The following is a 23781-nucleotide window of genomic DNA, read 5'->3' on the forward strand; positions in this document are numbered from 1 at the left end:
CCAGTGATCCTGGTCACGGCTTATTTCCTCGCGAGGGCCGTCGAGGCAACGGATTCCCCCCTTGACGGATCAATCCGCACATGACCGGCAAGTTGGGCCGAGGAAAGCCGCATAGGTCAACTCTTGGTCGCGACTCTCGACGACAGCGCGTACAAGATCACGAATCGATAACGGAAGAAAGTGTGACGAGCTGGCGACTGGTTGTGCGATCGTGTGCCCGCGCTTGCTGCCCCGTGGCCCTCCGCCGGACGGGATCGCTCGTCGTTGCCGCCGCCCTGTCCGCCCGGCCCCCACGGGAGTAGACCGCCGTGACCGTGCCTCGCCTGCTCAGCCCTTTCCTGCGTACGCGTACCCGGCAGCTCTGCACCCTGGGCTTCCTGCTGGTCGCGCTCCTCGTGGCCGGGCTGCCGTACTGGCTACGCGCCGACGACAGCCGACCTTCCCGACCACAGCGGGCCACCGAGGCCGCGCCGGTGGACACCGTCGGCCGGGACTACGCGGCCGCGATGGCCGAGGCCCGACGCACCGGTCAGGAGGTGCCCGTCGACACCGCCACCACCGCCACCTCGCTCACCTGGGCGCGCCCGGACAGCAAGCTCCGCACCACCTTCCACGCGGTGCCCCAGCGCGCGAAGACCGCCTCCGGGCAGTGGGCCCCGATCGACACCACCCTCGCCCGGGCCGGCAACACCCCCGCCGGGCTCGATGTCACGCCGGCCAACGCGCCGGTGCCGGTCCGCTTCTCCGCCGGCAGCCCTTCCGCGGCGAAGCAGGGCGGGCAGTCGAGCGGCACCACCAACTCCCTGCGGCTCGCCCCGGCCCACCAGCCCGAGAGTCCCGCCGAGACCGCCCTCGCCGAGGTGCAGATCGACGGCCACACGATCACGTACCTGTGGCCCGGCCTCCTGCCGGAACCGGTGCTGGACGGGCCCCGCGCGCTCTACCCTGAGGTGTTGCCCGGTGTCGACCTACTCGTCGTCGCCCGAGAAGAGGGCGGGTTCGGGCAGTTGCTGATTGTCAAGAACCGGAACGCCGCCACCCTCGACGCCGTCGACACCCTGACCTACGGGCTTCGGTCCGCGACGGCCGTCTTCCGCCACCAGCAACTCACCAGCGGGGTGCAGATCCTCGACCCGGCCAGCGGTGCGGAGATCGGCTCCATCCCCAGCCCGTTCGCCTGGGACTCCGCCGGCCGGGAACCCACCTCGCCCGAGACGCCGCTGCGCACGGCAGTGGACACCAGCGCCGACGTGCTACAGCTCTCCGGCCTCAGCGGCGCCGAGCCCGGTTCCCGTCAGGGCCCGATGCCCACCCGACTCGACGGTGAGGACACCGGCGAGGCCCGGTTGCACCTGGACGCCGCCGCCACCGGCCTGCTCACCGATCCCGAGGCGCTCTTCCCGCTCTTCCTCGATCCGACCCTCAAGACAGGACTGCAGTCCTGGGCCACCGTCTACAAGCAGAGCCCGAACACCAACACCTACCACAGCACCAACTTCAACAGCGGCACCTCGGACGCCCGGGTCGGCTACGACGAGGACACCCCCCTGACGACGCGTTCCTTCTGGCGAATGGGCTTCGACAGCAAGATCAAGGGAACGGTGGTCAGCGAGGCCGGCTTCCGGGTGCTGAACAACCACTCCTGGTCCTGCACGGCCCGGGAGATGCAGCTCTGGCTCACCGGAGCCATCTCCTCCAGCAGCACCTGGCAGAAGCAACCGGCATGGGAGTCCGTGCAGCAGAAGCGGTCCTTCGCCCACGGCTACGGCAGCAGCTGTGACGACGAGTACGTCCGGTTCGACGTGCTGGGCGCGGCACAGGAGGCCGCCACCAAGGGCTGGGGAAGCATCACCCTCGGCATGCGCGCCACCAGCGAGTCCGACACGCTGACCTGGCGCAAGTTCAAGGCCAACACGGCCGAGCTGGAGGTCGTCCACAACCGTCCCCCGGGCGAACCGACGGACGGCCGGACCTCGCCCGGCGGCGCTTGCGTGCCCGGCCCCGGCGGCGGCGCCACCATCGCCCGGACCACGATCTCCCTGTCGGCGAAGGCCATCGACCCGGACGGCAACCTCAAGGGGCTGCGCTTCCGCTTCTGGCGGACGGGCACCACGGTGCCCGCGGGCACCCTCGTCACCGACACGCAAGCCGAGGGTGACTACAGAATAGGCAGCCGGACGATCCTCCCCAGCGACCTGGAGGACGGGGTCACCTACTCCTGGGACGTCCGCGCCGAGGACTCCTCGAACGCCTCCTCCTCGTACTACCCGCCCGGCACCGAGCCGTGCCGCTTCACCATCGACGCCTCCGCGCCCCCGGCTCCAGACGTCGCCAGCAACGTGTGGCTGGAGGCGACCCCGGACGGCGCCACCTGGTCCACCGTGAAGTTCGGGCAGACCGGGCCGGTCGAGTTCAGCGCGGCGGGCGCCGCCCAGTTCACCTACTCGTTCGAGAGCATCAACCCCCTCACGATCCCGGCCAGCGGCGGCAAGGCCACCGTGGCCGGTCTGGCTCCCCGGCACGCCGGCCCGAACACCCTGCACGTGTACGCCCTCGACGCGGTCGGCAACCGCAGCGTCCGCACCGACTACACCTTCTACGTGCCGCCCAGCGAGACGGCCGACAAACCCGGCGACGTCACCGGCGACGACCTGCCCGACCTGATCCTCGTCGATGCCACGGGCAACCTGCGCACCTACGCGGGCGATGAGGGCGGCGAGTTGTACTCGTGGCTCGCCGCCTCCTACACCACCGGCAACGAACTGAACCCGCCGGGACATTGGTGGGACGCGGGTGCCGCCAAGGCGGCCCTGATCGCCAAGTACGACGACGCCTACCCGGGCGACGGCGTCACCGACCTGTTCGCCCGCACCCCCGACGGCCGATTCTGGCTCTACCCCGGCGACGGGTACGGCAGTTTCGACGTCAACCGCCGGCTGCGGGTCCTGCTGCCGCCCGGCGCGCCGGATCCGGGCACCTGGACCCAGATCAAGGCCGTCGGTGACGTCACCGGCGATCAACGGCCGGACCTGGTGGTGCGGGCCGGGACGGCGTTCTGGATGCTCGGTGGCTACACCGGGGCGAGCTTCCAGGAGGCGACCCTGATGGAGGGGTCCGCCTGGGGGCGCAGGGACATCGTCAACGTGGCGGACGTCGACGTCGACGGCACCCCCGACCTGCTCTGGCGCAACCTGGACAACGGCAACATGTACGTCCGCCACGGCCTGCCCGGGGCGGCAGCGGGCAGCGTCGACCTGCACTCGCTCAAGCAGGCCGCCAACTCGCGCGACGGCGACGTCTCCTATGGCACCGGCTGGACGGAGGCGGCGATGAGCTCGGTGATCGCGATCCCGGACGTCAGCGGCGACCAGGTGCCCGACCTCTGGGTCCGGTCTGGCGCCGACGGTCAGATCCGGGTCTACCACCCCTCCGCCACGAGTGCCGGCACCCCGGTGAAGGTCGTGCTGGGCGCGGACTGGAGCACCATGAAGTCCTTCGGCTGATCCACCTCACGACAACCAGCAGGCTCCGCAAGCAGAACCCGCCAATGCGGTGAACAGCCACTAGGGAGCTGAGTCACCTACGACATCACGCCGCCCGGCCCTCCCCGCCCTCCCTACCGGCCCCGGCGCGTCCCGGCCCGGCGCGGTGATCAAGAGGAATGTGTCATCGTCGAGATCATTCCTGACGCATTCCTCTTGATCACCGGAGTGCTGGGGTGGCCATCGGGTACTGGGGTGGGTGGGTGATGTCGTAAGTGACTCAGCTCCCTAGCGGGCGGGCCGGGTCACGTCAGCGACCTCCGGGCATCCGGTGGCGCAGCCGTTCGGAGGGCAATCGTCGGCGGCCCAGCGGTCAGGGTCAGGGGTCAGCGGCGGAAGGGGCCGGTGATCTCGTACGTGATGCCGTCGGAGCCGGTGACCGCCCCGCTGACTCCCCGCTGCGACGAGAAGTAGAGGCGGCTGCCGTCCGGGGAGAAGGCCGGGCCGGTCAGCTCCGAGCCGGACTGCCCCAGCAGGCGCAGGAACGGGGTGACCACGCCGGCCGGGGTGATCATGTTGATCTCCATGTTGCCGCCGTCCTCGGCCACGTACAGGTCGCCGGAGCGGGTGCCGGTGATGTTGTCGACGCCGGTGAGCGGGGCCGCCCCGGCGGGCACCAGCGAGTCGTCGTACGCGAGGTCGAGGCGCTGGTTGGCGGCGTCGTACGCCCAGACCCGGTTGTCGCCCTTGGTGGTGAACCAGCAGGTGCCCCGGTCGTACCAGCAGCCCTCGCCGCCGTCGAAGTGCTGTGCCGCGCCGACCTGGCGGCGGGTGGGCACGGGGAAGCCGTCTCGGTCGGGCACGTCGGCCCAGGTCACCGGGCCGGTCACCTGGCCGGCGGGCGCACAGAGCACCTGGAGCCGGCCGGTGCGCAGGTCGCCCCAGGTGTCGGGGACGAACCGGTAGAAGCAGCCGTCCTCCTCGTCCTCGGTGAGGTAGACGACGCCCCGGTCGGGGTCGCAGGCGGCGGCCTCGTGGGTGAACCGACCCATCCGGGTGCGCTCCTCGGCGGCGCGGCTGCCGTCGGGCCAGGTTTCCATGACCCGGCCGAGCGGCGCCTCCTCGCAGGAGAGCCAGGTGCCCCACGGGGTGGCCCCGCCGGCGCAGTTGAGGTTGGTCCCGCCGAGGATCCGGTACGCCGAGGCGATGCTGCCGTCGGCGCGGAACCGCACGGCCGACGTGCCGCCGGCGAGCGGGATCTCGGAGTTGGAGACGTAGATCCAGCCGTCGGGGGCGGGGAAGCACGCGCCGCCGTCGGGGGCCCAGTGCCACAGGTAGGAGGTGCCGGCGACCCGCTGCCCGGAGCGGGCGACCACCCGGCTGGTGAAACCGGCGGGCAGTTGGATGCCGTTGGCGTCGGCGGCGAGCAGGTCCCCGTACGGGCCGGGGCCGGGCTGGGCCGGCCCGGCGGCGAGGGCCGGCGCGGAGAGGGCGGCGGAGGCCCAGAGGCTGCCGCAGAAGGCGGCGGCCCCGCCGGCGACGGTGGCGCGCAGGACGGTACGACGGTCCATCGGTTACCTCCCGGTAGGGTCGATGCCCCACCGACGGTAGAGCCGGCGGGGCATCGACACCAGTGACTACCCGATGAACGCGGGGTGACGGCTCTCCGGCCCGGCGGGCTCCGGCTCGACCGCGTCCGGGGCGGCCTGTTCCGCCGCGCCGCCGGCCCCGGGTCCGGCCGGGTCGTCCGACTCGCGGATGCCGAAGCGGCGGTAGACCGCGCCGAGCGGGCCCGGGGCCCACCAGTTCCAGCGGCCGAGCAGACGCATGGTGGCCGGCACCAGCAGCGCCCGGACCAGGGTCGCGTCGACCACGATCGCCACGATCATGCCGACCCCGATCAGCTTGATGTACGCCATCGCGCCGGTGGCGAAGCCGGCGACCACGATGACCAGCAGCAGGGCGGCGGCGGTGATGATCCGGCCGGTGCGTTGCAGGCCGGCGGCCACCGACGCGGTGTTGTCGCCGGTGCGGTCCCACTCCTCGCGGACCCGGGAGAGCAGGAACACCTCGTAGTCGGTGGCCAGCCCGAACAGCACGGCGAGCATGAGGATCACGTTGCTCGGCTCGATGAACCCGGTCGAGGTGAAGCCGAGCAGCCCGGACAGGTGCCCGTCCTGGAAGATCCAGACCACCACGCCGAACGACGCGCCGATGGAGAGCAGGTTCATCAGCACCGCCTTGACCGGCAGCACCACCGAGCCGAACGCGAGGAAGAGCAGCAGCAGGGTCGCGCCGGCCATCAGCAGGGCCATCCAGGGCAGCCGGTCGCCGAGGCTGCCCAGCAGGTCCCGGTCGACGCCGGGCCGGCCGCCGACGAGCACCCGCGCGCCGTCCGGGGCGGGCAGGGCGCGCAGGTCGCCGACGAGGTCCCGGGCGGCGTCGCCGGTCGGCTCGCCCGGGTAGGCGACGGCGAGCAGCGTCGAGGCCCCCCGGGTCGCGGCGACCCGCACGCCGGTCACCCCGGGCACCGCCGCGATCCGGTCGGCGAACGGCCCGACCGCGTCGGCCGGCACGCCGGTGACCAGCACGTCGATCGGGGCGATGGTGCCGCCGGGGAACTGCGCGGCGATCCGCTCGGAGACCACCCGGGGGCCGGCGTCGGCCGGGAGCACCCGCTCGTCGACGCCGCCGAACTCGGCGCGCAGGAACGGGGTGGCCAGCAGCCCCAGGATCAGGGCCACCCCGACCAGGTAGGGCACCGGGCGGCGCGTCACGCTGCGCGCGATCCGGGCCCAGGCGCCGCTGGTGTCGGCGTGCGCCGGCCGCCCACGGCCCGCCCCACGCCGCCACGGCACGGGTACGCGCACCGCGTCGACCCGGCGGCCGAGCACCGCGAGCAGGGCCGGCAGCACGGTGAGCGCCGCGAGCATGGCGACCAGCACGGCGGCCATCCCGCCGAGGCCCATCGAGCGCAGGAACGGCTGTGGGAAGACCAGCAGGCTGGCCATGGCGAGGGCGACGGTGAGCCCGGAGACGAGGACGGTGCGGCCGGCGGTGGCCATGGTGCGGCGTACCGCCTCGGCGGTGTCGCGGCCGGCGGCGAGTTCCTCGCGGAACCGGCTGACCACGAACAGGGCGTAGTCGACGGCCATGCCGAGGCCGATCAGGGTGATCACGTTGATCGCGAAGATCGACATGTCGGTGATCATGTTGAGCAGCCGGACGGCGACGAACGCGCCGAGGATGGCGAGCCCGCCGACGAGCAGCGGGGTGGTGGCGGCGACCAGCCCGCCGAAGATCAGCACGAGCAGGACCAGCAGCACCGGCATGGAGAGCAGCTCGGCGCGGGTGATGTCCTCGGTGGTCTGCTCGTTGGCGTACCGCTGGAAGGCCACCGCGCCGCCGAGCTCGGTGCGCAGCCCGGGGGCGTCGAACGCGGGCCGCACCGCGTCGTACGCCTCGGCGCGGGCGTCCTCGTCGACGCCGTCGAGCTGGACGAGGGCGTAGGTGGCCCGGCGGTCGGTGGACACCAGGTGGGGCGCCGGGGTGTCGTAGAAGGTGGTCACGCTGTCGATCTCGGGGCGCTGGCGCAGCGCCGCGACGGTGGCGGCGACCGGGTCGCGGAACGCCGGCTGGTCGACGGTGGCGGTGTCGCTGGACCAGAGCACGATCACGTCGGCGCCCTGCCGGCCCAGCTCGGCGGTGATCCGCTCGGCCGTGCGGCTGGACTCGCTGGCCGGGTCGGCGAACCCACCACCGCTGAGCTGGCCGAAGACGCCGGTCCCCCAGGTCGCGCCGAGCGCCATGAGCGCCACGGCGGCGGCCAGCACGGCCCAGCGGGCCCGCACCACCACCCGCCCCCACCAGTCGAACATCGCATTCCCCCTCACCGACCGTTTAAGGTCGTGGTCAGTAACCATGGCTCTCAGAAGTGAACGCCGTTTACTATTACTACGGTGTTCGCTCCAGTCAAGGGGGTTCACGCATGTCCGCACCGACCCGCCGGGAACGGCTACGCGCGACCACCCTGTCCGAGATCAAGGACGGGGCTCGCCGGCTGCTCGTGACCGGCGGGGTCGAGGCGATCTCCCTGCGCGCCATCGCCCGCGACATGGGGATGACCGCGCCCGCCATCTACCGCTACTTCCCCAACCTGGAGGCCCTCGTCGGCGCGCTGGCCGGCGACCTCTACGACGAGCTGCGCGGCATCATCGAGGCGGCCCGGGACGCCGCCGGCGGAAAACCCGTCGACCAGCTCACGGCCATGTGCCGGGCGATGCGCCACTGGGCCGTCGCGCACCCCGCCGAGTTCAGCCTGATCTTCGGCAACCCCGTCCCGGGGGTCGCCGCGTTCACCGACGCCTGCGCCGACGCCGAGCACCCGGGCGCGCGGTTCGGGGCGGTCTTCCTCGCCCCGTTCCTCGCGCTGACCTGGGGCGCGGCGCTGCCCGGCCCCCCGGCCGACGTGCTGCACCAGCAGCTCGGCTGCCACCTCGCCCCGCTCACCGCCAAGCACGGCGAGCTGCCGATCGAGGTCGCGTACGCGTTCCTGTCGGCCTGGACCCGGCTCTACGGCCTGGTCGCCATGGAGGTCTTCGGCCACCTCACCTGGGCCGTGGACTCCCCCGGGGCGCTGTTCGAGACCGAACTCGCCGCGCTGCTCGGCCAGCTGCGCGGGGCACCCGACGGCGGCCCGCCGACCGGGAACGGCGACGGCCCCCCGGCCGGGTCGGCGCGGCACTAGGCTGCCCCAGCATGAGCGAGCACAGCGGCACGACCGCGACGAGCAACGCGAGTGACCTGCCGGCCCGCGCCGACGTGGTGGTCGTCGGCTCCGGGCACAACGGGCTGGTCTCGGCGATCCTGCTGGCCCGCGCCGGCCTCGACGTGCTGGTGCTGGAGGCCGCCGGGGTGATCGGCGGGGCCACCCGCACCGAGAACCCGTTCCCGAAGGTGCCCGGGCTGCGCCACTCCACCGGGTCCTACCTGCTCGGCCTGATGCCGCCGGAGCTGCTCGCCACGCTCGACGTGCGCATCCCCGTGCTGCGCCGCGACCCGCACTACTTCCTGCCCACCCCGGGCGGCACCGGGTCGCCGTACCTGCTGATGGGCAGCGACACGGCCGCCACCCGGCGGCAGCTCGCGGACTTCTTCTCCCCCGCCGACGTGGCCGCCGACGACGCCATGCAGGCCGAGCTGGCCCAGCTCCGCGACGACCTGGCGCCCGCCTGGCTGGCCGAGCCGCTGCCGGCCGAGGAGATCGCGCAGCGGCACGTCCGGCCCGCCCTGCGGCAGGTCTTCGTCGACCTCGTGCGCGGCTCCGTCGCCGACTACCTGGCCCGCTTCGACTTCCGCTCCGAGCTGCTGGTCAGCATGTACGCGGTCACCGACGGGCTGTCCGGGCTCAACGCCGGCCCGGACGACCCCGGCACCGGGCACAACTTCCTCGTGCACAACATGTGCCGACTGCCCGGATCCGACGGCACCTGGATGATCGCCGAGGGCGGCATGGGCACCGTCTCGCGCACCTTCGCCGACGCGGCCCGCGCCGCCGGGGCGCGCATCCTGACCGACGCCCCGGTCACCGCGATCACTCTCGACGGCGGCGCGGCCAGCGGCGTGACCCTCGCCGACGGCCGGCACGTGGCCGCCCGGGTGGTGCTCGGGGCGTGCGACCCGTACCGGCTGATGGACCTGCTGCCCGACGGCGCGCTCCCGGCGGAGCTGGGCGCGCGGATGGCGGCCGTCCGCCGGCCCGGCACCACCCTCAAGGTCAACCTGGCGCTGACCGGGTTGCCCCGCTTCTCCTGCCTGCCCCCCGGCGCGCCCAGCCCGTTCGGCTCCACCATCCACCTGCTGCCCGGCTCGGCGTCGCTGGTCGGCGGCGGGGGCGAGCCGCCGATGGCGGCGTTGCGCGCCATGTGGGCCGACGTGCAGGCCGGGCGGCTGCCCGCCGAGCCCACCATCGAGTGGTATCTGCACACCACCGTCGACCCGTCGCTGTCCGACGCCGAAGGGCACCACTCGTCGGCCCTGTTCGTGCAGTCGGTGCCCTACGCGCTCGCCGACGGCACCTGGGACGCGGCCCTGCCCGGCTACGTCGACCGGCTGATCGGCATCTGCGAGCGGTACGCGCCCGGCACCGGCGACCTGATCGCCGACGCCGTGCCGCTGACCCCGGCCGGCATCGAGGCGCACTTCGGCATCACCGGCGGGCACATCCACCACGTCGACAACACCGTCTCCTTCACCGACCGGATGCCGTACGCCACCGGCGTCGACGGCGTCTACGCCGGCAGCGCCGGCTGCCACCCGGCGGGCAGCGTCATCGGGGCGGCCGGCCACAACGCGGCCCGCCGCATCCTCGCCGACTTGGTGTAAGGAGGGGCCCCTTGTTAACGCCTACGGTAGAGAGGGGTTCCCCTCTCACCACCCGAGGTGGGTGAACGCGGCCCACGACAGCGGTTGCGCCAGCGACGCCCCGCCACACGCCGCGGCCAACTCGGGGGGCATGCCGGCCGGTGGCCGCCGGTCCGGGTCGAGCATCCACAGCTGGGCCCGCCGCAGGGCGTCGGCCGGCGCGTGGCCCTGTCGCAGCAGGTGGTGCACCACGTACATGAGCAACGACGTGCCGTCGTCCGGCACCCGCCACAGCGACCCGAAGACCGTGTGCGCGCCGGCGGCCAGGAAGGCGGTGGCCAGGCTGAACGCCTCGTCGTGATCGCCACCGGCGACATTCGTGGTGCAGGCTGCCAGGAACACCCGGCCGAGGTCGAGCGCGGCCCGGCGCGACACCTCCAGCAGCTCCCGGGCCGGCAGCGGCCCGTCGGCCAGCACCAGGTGGGCGTCCGCCGGCAGGGCCGGCTCCACCCGGCCGTGACAGGCGAAGTGCAGCATCGAGGGACCCACCCCGGCGGTACGCAGCCACGACAGCACGTTCTCCCGGGTGGCCCGCCGCCCCGGGTCGGGATGCGCCGCCCCCAGATAGTCGCCGTCGGGGTAGAACCGCTCGAACACGGCGTGGGCCTCGACACCGGCGTACCGCAGGTCGCCGAGGGGATCCCCGACGACCAGGGCGGACCGGACGGGACGGGACGGTCGCGCCGCCGTGGTACAGAGCATCCGGGCCGACGGCGTGTACGAGACCACCAGGTCGTGCATGGCGTACCGCCGGCCGGCCGCGGTCTGCTCGTACGCGGCGTGCCAGGGGACCAGCCCGAGCAGTCCCATCGGCACCAGCGCCACCCGGGCGGGCCGGCCGGGCCGCAGCGCCCGCAGGTCGTCGACGAGCCGGCCGAGCACCGCCCGCCACGCCCACCGGCACAGGTCGTCGATCCGGGTCGCGGCCACGTCGGCCCCGGTCTCGCCCACGTCGCCGCCGACCGGTCCCGCCACCCGTGGCCCGGTGCCGGTCGGGCCCAGGGCCGCTGCCAGCAGCCGGCGCACCGGCGCGCCGGGTGCCACGGTCAGGTCGGGGAACTCCTGCGGGAGGATCTCACCGGTGGCGGGCACCAGGACCGCAAGCCCCGGCACCCCCGGGGCGGCCGGCACCAGATAGACCAAGGCGTCGAGGTCCAGGGCGCGGAGTGCGGCCCGCACGTCGTCGGGCCTCAGTGGAGGCAGCAGGTCGTCGAGGAGGCCGGCGCCCTCCAGCGCGCGCAGCACCCGGGGACGCAGATCGTCCGGGACCTCGCTGGCGGCGACCACCGCCCCGAGCAGATCCCCGGTGACCTGGTCGCGGCCCAGGCCGCCGGACTGTTCCCACTCCGCCGCCAGGTCGGCGCGGCCGGCCCGGCCCAACAGCTCCGGCACGGTGCGGCCGGCGGTGGAGGCCTGCAGGGTCAGGCTCCGGCCCGCGTCGAGGGCGGCGAGCAGGTCGTCGTCGGCCTCGTCCTGCAGGCACCACCGGACCACCCGGGTCGCGGCGTCGGCAGCCGACCGGGCCGCCTCCAGCGCCTGATCGGTGCCGGACTGGAGCAGGACGTCCCGGGCCCGGGCCCGCAGCCCGGCCAGCCCGAGCCGCCGCGCCTCCGCCCGGTCCGGATCCCCGGACCGGCGCAGCGCCTCGGCGTGGTCGCCGACCAGCTCGGCCCAGAGCGATCCGGCGGAATCGGGGCCGGCGGCACGGGCCCGGGCGAGATACCGGGCGGCCCGGGCCGCGGCGGCGCGCTCCCGCAGCGCGGCGGCCCGCCAGAGCTCGGCCTTGGCGGCGAGGGACAGCAGCACGAGCGACATCCGGTCCACCGGCTCCAGCCGGTCGGCGGCCCCCGCCAGGTGGTCGGCCCAGCGCCGGAGCAGCTCGTGGTCCGCCCACCGACGGGCCACGGCGAGCTGGACCGCCGCGTTCATGGCCATCGTCGCCACGGTCCGGATGGAGAGCCGCCCGGCCGGCAGTGGCACCGGCGCCCCGGCGGGCGGCAGCGGGCCATGGGTGTTCATGGCGTAGAGGCTCCGGCCGGCGTCGAGCATCGGGTCGACGAGCTGGCGGACCACCCGCGACGGACCGATCCGGTCGCGCAGCCCGTCGGCCCTGCGGATCGCCTCCCGCATGGCCGCGAAATCCCGCCGGGCGCCGTGCCGGATGACGTGGAAGGCGACCTCGACGAGTTCGGACTCGGCGTCGGTACGTCCGGCGTCCCCCTCCACGGCGTCGGTCGCCCCGTCCGGCCGGCCGGCACCGGCGCGGAAGCTGCGCAGGTCGCCGAGCCGGGCGCCCCGGGAGAGCAGCGCCAGCCTGGTCAGCCCTCGAAGGGCGGCGGGCTCGTCGAGGTGCCGGTCGTTGAGCGCGGCGGCGAACCTGGTGACCCCGAAGTCGGAGGCGGAGTCGGTGCTGCTGCTCGCGGCGGCGTCGTCCAGAACGCCCTCGACGAGGTCCATCGCCCCGGGAAATCCCGGCGGCGGGTCGGCGTCGGCGGTCCTCGCGATCGCGAGCAACGACCGCAGGTGGGGCAGGTCGGCGTCGTCGAGCATGATGCCGATCACAGTGCACTCCGCGTAGAGGATCAGACCGGCCAGGGTGGCCCGCGCGGTCGGCGTGGCATCGGTCGCGGCGTGCAGCGCGTCGGTGGCCTCCTGCACGACTCGGCGCAACCGGCCCAGGCCCGGCGGCAACGAGCCCGGTTCGGCCGTCTCCTCGTGGGTCGTCGTCTCCCAGGCGACCAGGAGCCGGGTCCGGTGCACGGCGAACAGGGCATCCGCCGGCAGGCCGCCGCGCAGCGCCCGGTCCAGGCAGTCGCCCGCGGCCGCCAGACTGCCGGGCTCCCGGCCCCGCTGCCAACGCAGCAGGTGGATCTCGCCCAGCCGCTGCCAGACCGGCCCGGCCTCGGCCGCCTCCGGCAACGCGCCGGCGAGCAGCTCGACGGCCTCCGCGAGACCGTCGGGGTCCTCGGTCAGCTCCGCGCGGCTGTGCAACAGCTCGGCCAGGGCCACCGCCGAGGCGGCGTCCGGGTCCTCCGCCCGCACCGTACGCCAGCAGTGGATCGCCGCCGCGACGTCCGCCGGGTCCTGGTCGAGGTCCCACCGGGTCGCGTACCCGCACCCCTGGCTGCGGTGCAGGCTGAGCCAGCCGGGTTGGCCCGGCCGCGCGGCCCTGATCCCCCGGTCGCCCACGGCGATGGCCAGGTCCAGGCAGGTGCGGTCCTCGTCCAGGCCGGTGAGCTCCAGGTATCCGGCGACCAGTTCGTCGGAGGCGACCGCGTAGCGGGGGGTCTCCGGAGGCAGGGCGGCCAGGGCGGCCGTGAGCTGCGCGACGCCCTCGTCGAGGTCCTGGCGCCGCTCACCGGCGTAGTCGTAGCGGGCCAGCCGGGCCAAGCCGCCGAACATCCGGGCGTACCGGGCCCGGTGTGGGTCGGCGTCGCCGACGGTGACCCCGGCCATGGCCCGCTCCATGCGGTCCAGCTCGGCGTGGGCGGCCGGCGAGTCGGGTTCGAGGTCCAGGACCTGCCACTGGAACCGGTCCCAGACCTCGTCGAGCAACTCCACGGCCACGGCGTCCCGCTCGGGATCGTCCGACGGCCAGCCCCGGTAGGCCGCGGTCAGGTGGGCCACCGCCCGGTCCTGGCTCACGGCCGGCCCCTCGGGCCGCTCGGCGGAGCCGGCGAGCACCGCTGCCACCGCCCGCCGGGCGCGCTCACCGTGGGCCAGCCCCAGCCCGTAGTGCCAGCCGGCCGCGTCGGCGTGGTGCGGAGAGCCGTGCAGCGCCCGGGTCAGCTGCTCGATCGCGGTGGCCAGGTGCGCGTCGTCCGGGTCGTCGGCGTACCGCTGCAGGAACGCCTCGCCGATCAGCCCCGCCAGCCCGGCCGGATCCGCACCCGGCGGTGGGTTCTCCTGGTGCCGCAGCAGCAGGTCGATCCACTCGTCCGGCGGCGGCTGGTCCGGGTCGTGCGGGCCGGTCACGTCGCCACGGCCTGCCCGTCGTCGACACCGCCGGCGGGCACCGTGGCGCTGCCGGGCACCTCGGTCACGATCGGCAGGGTCAGCGTGAACCAGTCGCTCGCGGGGCCGTCGACGGCCCCGGCGTCGCGGTGCGCCGCCGCCAGACCCAGCCGACCGAGCAGCCCGGTCACCCCGCGCGGCACCCGGCCCCGGCCCGACCCCGCCCCGGACAGGTCCGGCAGCTCGAACGCCGCCGAGCTGAACTCCTCCTCGGCGGCGAGCAGGATCAGCCAGTCGCGGGTGCGGGCACCCGGGGTGACCGGCTGGTCGTCGGGGAGCCGCAGCTCCACCGGGCGACCGTGCAGGGCGGCGGCGGCCCACCGCGGCGCGACGTGATCGCCGGGGAAGAGGCCGGTGTGCACCCGATGGCCCTCGGTGACGTTCAGCAGGACGAAGTAGAGCTGCCGGGAGCTGTGGTTGTGCAGCCGGACGAAGACCGTCGGCGCGACCCACCGGCCCCGGTCCCGGCGGTAGCGCAGATGGATCGCGCCGTCCGGGCCGGGCAGCAGCGCCGGCCGGTGCGCCGGGGCGGTCACCTCCGTCGCCCGGGCCTCGACGAGTTGCAGGAACACCGCGCCGGCCAGCCCGGACACCGGGTTCGTCAGCGCCCGGACCCGGCGCACCCGGGCCAGGTGTTCCACCGTGGCGACCAGCCGCCGGGCACCGTCGCCGGACACGTCGCTGGCGTCGGGACAGATCGGGGCGTCGTCCCGGTCCCGGATGCCCACCCGGCCCGGCTGGTCGGCTCGCAGCCGCAGCTGGGGCCCCTCTGCGGAGGCGGCACCGGGGACCGGTCGGACGTACGGCGACGGGCCGCCGGTGGGACCGGCCGTGCCGAGCGCCGCCAGCACCAGCTCGACCGTGGGGTGGTGGTCACCCTCGACGGCGACGGTGACCTGCGGGATCGGCACCCGGCTGAGCACCACCGGGTACTGCGTGTCCTCGTCCGGCTCCCAACCGATCGGGGCCACGACGCTGTGATTCGCCCCCACCCGCAGGATCCGCGCCTCGTTCTCCGTGCCGGCGACGGCCACGCGGCTGTCGTCGCCGTCGGCACCGGTCGACAGGCCGTGGCACGAGCCCGCGTCGATCCGCCACTCGTGGCGGGACCGGCGCAGCCACATCCCCGTGGCCGGTGGACGGACCCGGCCGCCGAGGAACGGCTGGTCGGCGATGCCCGGCGTGACCGGATCCAACTGCGGCACCTGCCGGGACGAGTACTGCTCCACCTCGCACCGGGCGGCGGTGAGCAGCTCCCGGTAGGTGGCCGCCGGGCCGAGCCGGCGCATCGCAGCGAGCAGCCCCCAACTGAACAGCCCGTGCCACCGGCCGTCGAGCCAGTCCTCGGTCGCCGTCTCGAACGACCGGCAGGCGGCGAGCGAGACGTACTCGACCGGCGGCCGCGCGGCGGCCCGCCGCAGCTGCGGCAGGAGCGCCTCCACCGCGGGCGCGGTGGGCAGGTCCGCGACGGACCGCTGCGGGTTGCGGGTGGCCCCGTGCGAGTGGCAGCTGTCCACCACCGCCACCACATGGCAGCCGGTGGCGGCGACCGCGCCGAGCAGGAGCAGGAGTTCCTTGTCGTACAGGTCGGGCACGCCGCCGTGGCGGCTGTCGTGGCAGAGCAGCGTCTGCAGCTTCCCGCCCGACTCGAGGTGCCACAACTCCGGCGGTACCGCCGCCCGGGAGCCGTGCCCGCTGAACCAGAACAGCGCGGTGTCGCCCGGCCCGGCCTGGCCGAGATGCGTACGCAGCCCGTCGACCACCGCCTCGCGGGTGGCCTGCTCGTGCAGCAGCACCTTGATCGCCGGGCCCCGCTGCGCCGGGACGCGTCCCCGGAGGAACTCCGCCGCCTGCGCCACGTCGTTGCCGCAGCCCTGCAACGGGGTGACCGCCCGGTACCGGTCGATGCCGACCAACAGCGCGAAGAGCCGCCCGTTCACCCGCCCTCCCCGTGGGGCACGTGCAGCCAGCCGTGCTCGACGAACCGCTTCTCCGGCAGGTCGATGGTGACCGGCGTGAACCGGTCCGGCAGCGGAGGCACCCGCGAGTGCCGGATGACGTCCTGGTAGAGCACGTCCGGCACGCCCAGGACGAAGTCGACCTGCGGATTGTCGGTCAGGGCGGCCCGCAGGGGCGGGCTGTCCAGGATGCGGTGCACCGCGATCGCCGCGTCACCGACCCACCCGCCGTCCGCCGGCTTCATCAGGCCGCGGTGCAACGCCACGCGCAGGCGCATCCGCTCCGCCTGGAGCAGGCCGTCGTTGGTGCGCCGCAGCGCCTCCGCGAGACCGCCGACGAGCCGGGGGATGACGGTCGACTCGTCGACGCCGACCGGCAACACGCAGAACTCACCGTCGCCCTGCGGTTGCACGGCCACCGCCGCCTCGTCGACGCCGGCCGCGCGGCGCGCCTCGGCCAACGCCCGGACCAGCCAGGACTGGGTGCGTTCGGCCAGATGGTTGGGACGACGGCTGTAACCCACCACATCGGCGGCCAGGCAGAGCCGGACCGCTGCGGCCGTGGGTTCGGCCCGGCCGGGCAGTTCCTCGTGGAACGGCACCGCTTCGCGCACGGTGGCCAGGCGAACGCCGCCCGGGTGTCGCCGCCCCGGCCGGACCTGGACCCGCACGCCGAGCCGGCCGGTGAGCACGGTGGTGGCGGCGGGCACCTCGATCAGGGCATGCATGCCGTAGGCCAGGGGCAGCCCGGTGCCCTCGTAGTTCCACCCGAAGCGGTGGCGCTGGGCACCGTACGACCAGGCGCGGGGCCTTCCCGGCCGGGGAGCCAGCCGGGTGAGCCAGCCGGGACGCGCACCGGCGGCGGTGGCCGCCCGGTCGGCGGCGACGGTGGCCGCCCGGGGCGGGTCGGCGTCGAAGGTCAACCCGAGGGCGCCGCCGTCGGCGTCGAGCCGAACGGCACGGACGGCCTCGTCGGTGAGGGTGACCTCGAACCGGACCGAGGTGTGCCGGCCACCGTCCGGCAGCGGGTCCAGGTCGAAGGCGAAGAGCACACCGTAGTACCGCTGCTCGGTGGCCCGCGCCCGGAGCCGCAGGGGGCCGGGCAGCTCGTCGGCCGGTACCGGGAAGACCAGGGGGCGGCCCAGGCTGACCGCACCCGGATCGACGCCGACGTCGGGTACGCCGTCGCGGGACCCGCCGGGGCACAGCGGCGCCCGCGCCAGTACGTCGGCCGGGCGCATCGGCGGGTCGATCAACACCGGGAGGCTCTCGTCCGGCGTCGCCCGCGCGTTTGCGCCCACGTGTTCGCCAGTGCAGTGAGCAAGTGATTCGCCCCCGTCTTCCCGCAGTTCTCGCCCCAACGGCAACATCGGTTGCCGCACCCGGGCGCGCGCATTCGGTCGCCCCGCCGACGGATACGCAAATGTTCGGTTCCCGCGCGGTGCCCGATCATCGCCGACGTTCCGGCCATCTCGGCCGCAGTGTCCGTCAATTGACACACCGGCACATCGCAGTCGCATCGAATCACCCATCTGTCGCCCCCCGTTGCCATGGTCGACCCGAGCACCCGAGGGAATCTCGGAATTTTCCGGGATCCCCCGGCCCGGCCCGTGCGACGCTCCACCGCAGAGCACGTGGTGAGGAGTGACATGAGGGTCCGGTCGACAGCGGTGACCGCGTCCGTCCGGTGGACACCGGCCGGACGCCCCACCACCGACGCATTGCGGCCGGGTCACCGGTACCGCAGACTTGCCGGGTCAGCCGGCGTCGATAGTGCCCGCGAGGTGGGAGTGGACGGTGCCAACGCGCGCCCGCGCGAATGGCCGCCGAACGGCTTCCTCGGGCGGCTACCCGAGGAGACCCGGCAGGTGCTGCTCGGTCGGGGCAGCCCCGTCCGGTTCGAGCCGGGCGAACGGCTCCTCACCGAGGGGGCCACGACCAGCCACGTCGTGCTGCTGACCGGCGGCCTGGTCAAGGTCACCAGCCTGGCGGAGACCTGCGAGGCGCTCCTGGCCGTCCGCACGGCCGGTGACATCGTGGGCGAGACGGCGGCCCTGGCCGAGCGTCCTCGCCGCATGGCCACGGTCACGGCCTGCGGCGTGGTCACCGGCCGGCTGCTCACCGCCGAGGCGTTCCGGCACATCCTCACCCGGCACCCCGAGGCCGCCCGCCTGGTCACCACCATCGTCGCCGAGCGGCTGCGCTGGGCCAACCGGCGGCGCACCGACTTCCTCGCGTACCCGGCGGAGGTGCGACTGGCCCGGGCACTGATCGAGATCGCCACCCGGTACGGCACGCGGGCCGGCGACGGCGGCGTCGACATAGGGCTCTCGCTCAGCCAGCCCGAACTCGCCACCCTGGTCGGTGTCGCACCGGCGACGGTCCACAAGGCGCTGCGGGCACTGCGCGAGGCGGGGGTGCTCCGCTGGAAATACCGCCAGATCACGATCGCCGATCCGACAGCCCTCGCCCGGGTGGCCCAGCACGCCGGGCCCACGACCGGCGACGAGCCCGCCACCTGACGGTCCTCCGACAGGAAACGAGTCGGCGGCCCGTATCCGATCGGCTGACTCTTCGACACATTCGGTCGACGCGACGTCCGGCCCCTGCCGGCAACCATCCACAGCAGCGGAATATCACCGCGCCAAATACCTCTGCGCCACGGGGCGCGAATTCACGTCACGCACACGGGACTCGGGTCGGCTCCTCACCGTCGACGATTCCGGGCTCGCGGATCAATACCGATGGGCATTCACCAGCGCATCGAAAGCGGGGGAGCCATGTCCGAACTGAGAGCGGTAGAGAACGTTCTGCGGCAGCAACGGCGCGACCTCGTCGCCATCAGCAACGCCGTCGGCGAGGTCGGCCGGCAGGTCAACGACATCGGGGTCAAGCAGCGGATCACCCAGGACCAACTGGCGACGCTCCACAACGCTGTGCTTCGCCTCGAACAGCAGGCACAGCGCACCAAGAACCTGCACAGCGCCGAGGCCAGGGTCGGTCAGCTCAAGAACGACATCGAGCAGCAGTTCGGCCACCACAAGGTGGTCCGCCGCACGGCGGTCGGCATGCTCCGCGCCTTCGACCAGGGACTGGTCCGGGAGGAGACCGTCCGGGCGGTCAGCGAGGAGTTGCTGGTGCAGAACTCCCGCTACTGGCTGGCGCCCGTGCTGGTGACGCTGGCCGCCTGGGCCGGCGACGACCCGCAACTGTGCGTCCGCGCGGTGGAGGAGGCCTACCAGCACTCCCCCGAGCGGACCGCGTTGTTCATGGCGCTGGTGCTGCGCCGGCAGGATCGCGGGCCAGCGGCCGTGCGGTGGCTGCGGCACTACCTCGACGCCCAGGACCCGGCAGCCCTGGGCCGGGAGTTCCCGGTCATCCTGGAGGCCACCGCCCAGGGTGCGTTCGGCCCCGCCGGGCTGGCCCTGGTCCAGGAGCGGCTCGACGGGTGGCGTCGGCTCCTGCTCGACGACGAGGCGGTGATCTCCGCCCAGGTGCGGCGTTGGCGGGTCGAGTTGACCAGCCACGTCCGCGTCGACGGGCTGGACGAGGACTTCCCCAGGCTGGCCGAGGCGTCGCCGCAGTGGCCGCAGCTGCGGTTGATGCTGTCGCACGCCCAGGCGCACGGGTCGATCCTCGACCGGTACACCCCGGTGCTGGCCGCGGAGGCCACCCCGAGCAGCCGGATCGAGGACGCCGTGGACGAGCTGCTCGACCAACTGGTCACCGAGTACGACCGGGAGGAGCTGCCGTTGCGCCGGCAGCTGGCCGAGCAGGAGGCCATCGTAAAGGCCGACGGCGACCTCGCCGCGGCGCAGCAGGTCGCCCGCGCCCAGGTCGACGTCCTCGACGACACCCGCGACTACCTCAGCCTGCAGACCGACTGTGCCCTCGCCCCGCACACCCTGGCGGTCTCCGCACAGACCCAGCGGCTGGCGATGGCGGCCTGCCACGACTGGATCGGCGAGGCCCACGCGGGGTTCACCAACGACTATCGGATCGCCGCGCCGACAACCGTCGAGGTGGCCGTCGACCCGGGTGCGCTCAGCGGGGTGGCCGCGTTCCGGCCGCCCTCCTGGACGGGCTCCTTCGACCAGCCGATGGGCACCCTGGAACGCTCGCTCGACGCCCACTGGAACCGCTACGGTCGGCCCTTCGTCGACGGTCTCGCCTTCGACTGGGGTAAGAGCCTGATCGGGCCGCTGGTGGTGCTCTTCGTCGTGCTGCTGATCGGGCTCGCCGTGGGTGGCGCGGGGATCGGCCTGCTCGCCACCGCCCTGACCGGCGGCGTCTGGGCGGTGGTCCTCAAGGGCCGGGCGGAGGCCGCCGCCGCCGAGCAGGAGCGGGTCCGGAGGCTCATCGACGACGCCCGGGACGAGGCACTGCGCGGCCTGCGGGCCGCCGGCATGGAACTCGAAGCCTGGCGGGACCGGTTCACCGCCGCCGACAGCGACGCGAGCCGCGTCACCGCCCTGATCGCCGACCTGGCCACGGCCGGCGGGCCGGGAGCACCGCACGAACGCCGCGCGGTGGGCCGGACCGACAAGGGGGAGTGAAATGATCGACCGTGACGACGTTCCGGAGCCCCGACCCTGGGCCCGGCCAGCGTCCCCGCCGCCCGCCACCGACCGCCGGCGGCAGGTCGTCGAGGAGCTGCCCGACTGGGAGCCGCTGCCGCCCGGCGAGATCCTCGTGCGCCGGCCGCACCGGGCCGACCCGTGAACAGCCACGGCGACGACCTGCAGACCTGGGTGACGTTCCTGCGCCGCTGGCGCACCGAGCAGTCGGCCACCCCCGGCGGGCTGCCGAAGCTGGTCGAGGCGGCCCTGCCCGCCGACGGTTGGGCCCGCTTCGTGGCCATGCTCACCGGCGCGCTGGACCAGCGGCTGAAGCTCTGGGCGGACGGACTGCTGGCAGCCATGGCCGCCGCCGGGGACGAGTTCGAGTGGGCGCGAGCCCTGGTGCAGGGCCGCCGGGGACTGGCGTCGATCCGGGCGGTGGCCGGCAGCCCCGGGCTGCCCGAGCCGCTCGGCCGACACCTGCTCGGCCTCGTCGACGCCCAGATCGAGCTGGTCCAGCGGGCGCTGGAGGACGGCGTCGAGCAGCTGCGTCGGCAGGGCGGTGACGGCCCGCTGGTGCACGCAAGGATGCGCACGGTACGGGAGAACCCGCTGACCGCGTCCACCGCCCCGGGTTCCGGCCCGGTCGACGAGTGGGCCACCGACCCCGCCGGACCGGCTCGCCGCCGGATCATCGTCGCCGGCCCGGCGACCCCCGACTGAGGAAGCGATCATGTCCCGTTACCTGGAGGCCCGCAGGGACCTCGACAGTTACGTCGCCGCCCGGGTGCCGCTCATCAGCGTGCGGACCGTCGAGCCGATGCGCGCCGTCCGGCTGCTGCGGGAGGTTGCCGGCAGCGCACGCCGCGCCGGCCTGCCGTTCTGGCTGCACACCAGGGCGGCCGGGCTGCGGGACCTACGCACCAACGCCCAGGTGCAGGAGGAGCGTTCGCTGGTGGCCGCGATGGACTTCGCCGCCGCCCAACTGTCCCGGCGGGCCCAGGCGACGATCGTCTTCGTCGAACCCGACGATCTGACGGCCGACTCCCCGGCCACCCGGCACATCGCGGAACTCGCGCGGCTCGCCGACGCCCGCTCCGGCAGCATCGTCCTGGTCACCGACACGCCGCTGTGGAGTGGCCTGCAACGTCTCGGGATGAGCATCGTCCTGGACCTGCCCGACGCCCCTGAGATGTACGGCATCGTCACCGACTTCCTCAAGGAGCAGCAGGGCGCGGTCACCATCGACTGGACCGACGCCGACGCCCGGCGTGCCGCCGAGTTCCTGGTCGGGGTTCCCGAGGGCACCGCGATCAACGTGCTGGCCACGATGGCCGCCAGCGGACACCTGCGCCGCGACGACGTGGCCCGGATGGCGGAGTTCAAGGACAAGCACTTCGGCGATCTCGCCGGCCTGGAACGGGTGCACGTCGACTCGGCCGACGGTGGACTCGGTGGGCTGACCAGCCTGCGGGCCTGGCTACGTCGCAAGCACCAGGTGATGCTCGCCGACCTGAGCGAGACCCGGCTGCGTCCGCCGCGCGGGGTGCTGCTGGTCGGCGTGCCCGGCTGCGGGAAGTCCCGCTGCGCCAAGGCCGTCGCGGCCCAGTGGCGGATGCCGCTGTACCGGCTCGACTTCGCGACCATCCTCGGCATGTACGTCGGACAGTCCGAGACCCGGCTGCGGGAGGCGCTGGAGATGGCCGACCGGACGGCTCCCTGCGTGCTCTGGATCGACGAGATCGAGAAGGGGCTCGCCGGTCAGTACGACTCCACCGGGGTGAGCCGGCGTCTGGTCGGGCAGTTCCTGTACTGGTTGCAGGAATCCCGGTCCCGGGTCTTCGTCGTGGCCACCTCCAACGACGTGCGCTCGTTGCCGCCGGAGCTGCTCCGCAAGGGCCGCTTCGACGAGCTGTTCTTCGTCGACCTGCCCGACGACACCGACCGGGCGGAGATCATCCGGCTCTACTACCGGCGCTACCTCGACACCGAACCGGACGGCGACCTGCTCCCCCGGCTGGTCGTCCTCTCCGACGGGTTCGCCGGCTCCGACATCGAGTCGGCCATGAACGAGGTGGGCACCGAGATGCTGCTGCGGGGCGACCGGTCCTGCCCGCCGACCGAGTTCGTCGTCGACACCTTCGTCAACACCATCCCGCTGAGCCGCACCCAGCCGGAGCAGATCGCGGAGATCCGCAGCTGGGGTCGGGACCGGGCGGTGCCGGCCGGCGCCCCGGTCACGGCCGCCGCGTCCGACGGCGAGCCCCGCCGGCGGGTGCTGGTGCCGGGCGACGCGTGATCGGGGGGCGAGGATGAGCGACGAGCGGCAGGGCGCGGAGAGGCCGATCTGGAACCTGCGGGAGCTGGTCGGCGACCTGGCCGATCAGATCCCGCAGCCGCCGCCCGGCGGCACCCGCCCCGAAGGACCGGCCCCCGCCTCCGCGGCCAACGGCGCGGCGATCCGGGCCACGGGCGCCGGAGCGCCCGCCCGCACCGCCCCCGCCGAGCGGGACGAGCCGCTGGACCCGGCGGCCTTCGGGGGTCTGCCGGTGGTGCCAGTCGACCCGGCGACCGCACCGGAGCCTGTTCCCTGGCGTCCCCTCGAACCGCCGACCGGCGACCCGCAGCGGCCGGCAGGTGCCGCGCTCCGGAAGGCGGCCGGGCTGGTCCTGGTCGTCCTGCTGCTCCTCGTCGGCACGGCCTACGGGGCGTACCGGATGGACCCGGGTGCCGCCGACGGAAGCACCTACGACGGGCCGGGGCCGTCTCCCGACCCGTACAGCGCGCCCGTCGCCCCGGGCGGCGACCCGCTCCCGTCGGCCGAAGGCTCCCCCGACACCGGCACCCCGACCACGACCCCGGCTCCCGAGGACCCCGAGGCGGCGGCCCTGACGGAGCTGAGCCGGCTCCACGAGCAGGATCTGCCCACCATCAGCCTCGATGGCCGGTACGTCGCCCAGCTCGCCTCGAAGAGCGTGGGCATCGTCGACCCCGAGCAGCGGGCGGCGAACGGCTCGCACACCTTCTACGCCACCGACATCCTCGCCGAGCACCAGCAGCTCCGCACGGAATTCGGCGGTGAGGCCCGGGTGATCCTCCTGCTCAGCACCGACTACGGTCGGCAACAACTGTATGAGGGGAAGCCCCTCTGGCTCACCTTCGCCGTCGTGCCGGCCGACTCGAAGGACGGGGTCGACGCCTGGTGCCGGGCACAGTTCCCTCAGCTGGACGGGGCGGAGTTGCCGAACCGCTGCGTGCCCCGGCGGCTGCGCCCGCCGGGCACCTGATCGCCGCTGGCGGGGAGGGGACCCTTGGTGACGCGTCCGGTATCTCGCGCCGTCCGGC

The 23781-nt window shown here is 74.1% G+C and carries 14 protein-coding genes; 9 read left to right on the forward strand and 5 right to left on the reverse strand.

Going from position 1 to position 23781, the window contains the following annotated elements:
* The first annotated feature begins 308 nt into the window (after positions 1-308).
* Positions 309-3503, forward strand: coding sequence for a DNRLRE domain-containing protein (locus ACVMYR_RS07145; protein WP_077936663.1), 3195 nt, complete (start codon positions 309-311; stop codon positions 3501-3503).
* Positions 3504-3868: 365 nt separating this feature from the next.
* Here ACVMYR_RS07145 and ACVMYR_RS07150 read toward each other — a convergent pair whose 3' ends face one another.
* Together ACVMYR_RS07150 and ACVMYR_RS07155 are read right to left on the reverse strand one after the other, a co-directional pair.
* The gene (locus ACVMYR_RS07150; protein WP_077936661.1) at positions 3869-5053 is read right to left on the reverse strand and encodes an alkaline phosphatase PhoX; all 1185 of its coding nucleotides are present in this window, start codon (positions 5051-5053) and stop codon (positions 3869-3871) included.
* Between the two features lie 66 nt (positions 5054-5119).
* Positions 5120-7360, reverse strand: coding sequence for an MMPL family transporter (locus ACVMYR_RS07155; RefSeq protein ID WP_457121396.1), 2241 nt, complete (start codon positions 7358-7360; stop codon positions 5120-5122).
* A gap of 110 nt (positions 7361-7470) precedes the next feature.
* Between ACVMYR_RS07155 and ACVMYR_RS07160 the strand changes: the two genes are divergently transcribed.
* A complete protein-coding gene (locus ACVMYR_RS07160; RefSeq protein ID WP_077936659.1) occupies positions 7471-8229 on the forward strand; it encodes a TetR/AcrR family transcriptional regulator in 759 nt (252 codons plus the stop codon).
* Positions 8230-8240: 11 nt separating this feature from the next.
* The gene (locus ACVMYR_RS07165) at positions 8241-9866 is read left to right on the forward strand and encodes a phytoene desaturase family protein (protein WP_457121397.1); all 1626 of its coding nucleotides are present in this window, start codon (positions 8241-8243) and stop codon (positions 9864-9866) included.
* Between the two features lie 45 nt (positions 9867-9911).
* Here ACVMYR_RS07165 and ACVMYR_RS07170 read toward each other — a convergent pair whose 3' ends face one another.
* The 3 genes from ACVMYR_RS07170 to ACVMYR_RS07180 are packed head-to-tail and all read right to left on the reverse strand — an operon-like array spanning position 9912 to position 17178.
* The gene (locus ACVMYR_RS07170) at positions 9912-13880 is read right to left on the reverse strand and encodes a CHAT domain-containing protein (RefSeq protein ID WP_457121398.1); all 3969 of its coding nucleotides are present in this window, start codon (positions 13878-13880) and stop codon (positions 9912-9914) included.
* Positions 13877-15859 (reverse strand): caspase family protein, encoded by a 1983-nt coding sequence (locus ACVMYR_RS07175; RefSeq protein ID WP_457121399.1) that lies wholly within the window; start codon positions 15857-15859, stop codon positions 13877-13879. Before ACVMYR_RS07175 ends, ACVMYR_RS07170 begins: the two co-directional genes overlap by 4 nt.
* Positions 15856-17178, reverse strand: coding sequence for a hypothetical protein (locus ACVMYR_RS07180; protein WP_457121400.1), 1323 nt, complete (start codon positions 17176-17178; stop codon positions 15856-15858). The genes ACVMYR_RS07175 and ACVMYR_RS07180 overlap by 4 nt, the downstream gene beginning before the upstream one ends.
* A gap of 483 nt (positions 17179-17661) precedes the next feature.
* Here ACVMYR_RS07180 and ACVMYR_RS07185 point away from each other — a divergent pair, with 483 nt between their 5' ends.
* From ACVMYR_RS07185 to ACVMYR_RS07210, 6 genes are all read left to right on the forward strand, one after another.
* Positions 17662-18399, forward strand: coding sequence for a Crp/Fnr family transcriptional regulator (locus ACVMYR_RS07185; RefSeq protein ID WP_198956481.1), 738 nt, complete (start codon positions 17662-17664; stop codon positions 18397-18399).
* A gap of 258 nt (positions 18400-18657) precedes the next feature.
* Positions 18658-20433 (forward strand): hypothetical protein, encoded by a 1776-nt coding sequence (locus tag ACVMYR_RS07190; RefSeq protein ID WP_457121401.1) that lies wholly within the window; start codon positions 18658-18660, stop codon positions 20431-20433.
* 1 nt (position 20434) lies between these two features.
* Positions 20435-20599 (forward strand): hypothetical protein, encoded by a 165-nt coding sequence (locus tag ACVMYR_RS07195; protein ID WP_158229388.1) that lies wholly within the window; start codon positions 20435-20437, stop codon positions 20597-20599.
* A complete protein-coding gene (locus ACVMYR_RS07200; RefSeq protein WP_077936652.1) occupies positions 20596-21159 on the forward strand; it encodes a hypothetical protein in 564 nt (187 codons plus the stop codon). Before ACVMYR_RS07195 ends, ACVMYR_RS07200 begins: the two co-directional genes overlap by 4 nt.
* A gap of 10 nt (positions 21160-21169) precedes the next feature.
* On the forward strand, positions 21170-22735 hold the full coding sequence (locus ACVMYR_RS07205; protein WP_457121402.1) for an AAA family ATPase: 1566 nt from the start codon (positions 21170-21172) through the stop codon (positions 22733-22735).
* A gap of 13 nt (positions 22736-22748) precedes the next feature.
* Entirely contained in the window at positions 22749-23723 is a 975-nt protein-coding gene (locus ACVMYR_RS07210; RefSeq protein WP_457121403.1) for a hypothetical protein, read from the forward strand.
* The last annotated feature ends 58 nt before the right edge of the window (positions 23724-23781 follow it).

It is taken from the genome of Micromonospora sp. PTRAS2, from assembly GCF_054052245.1.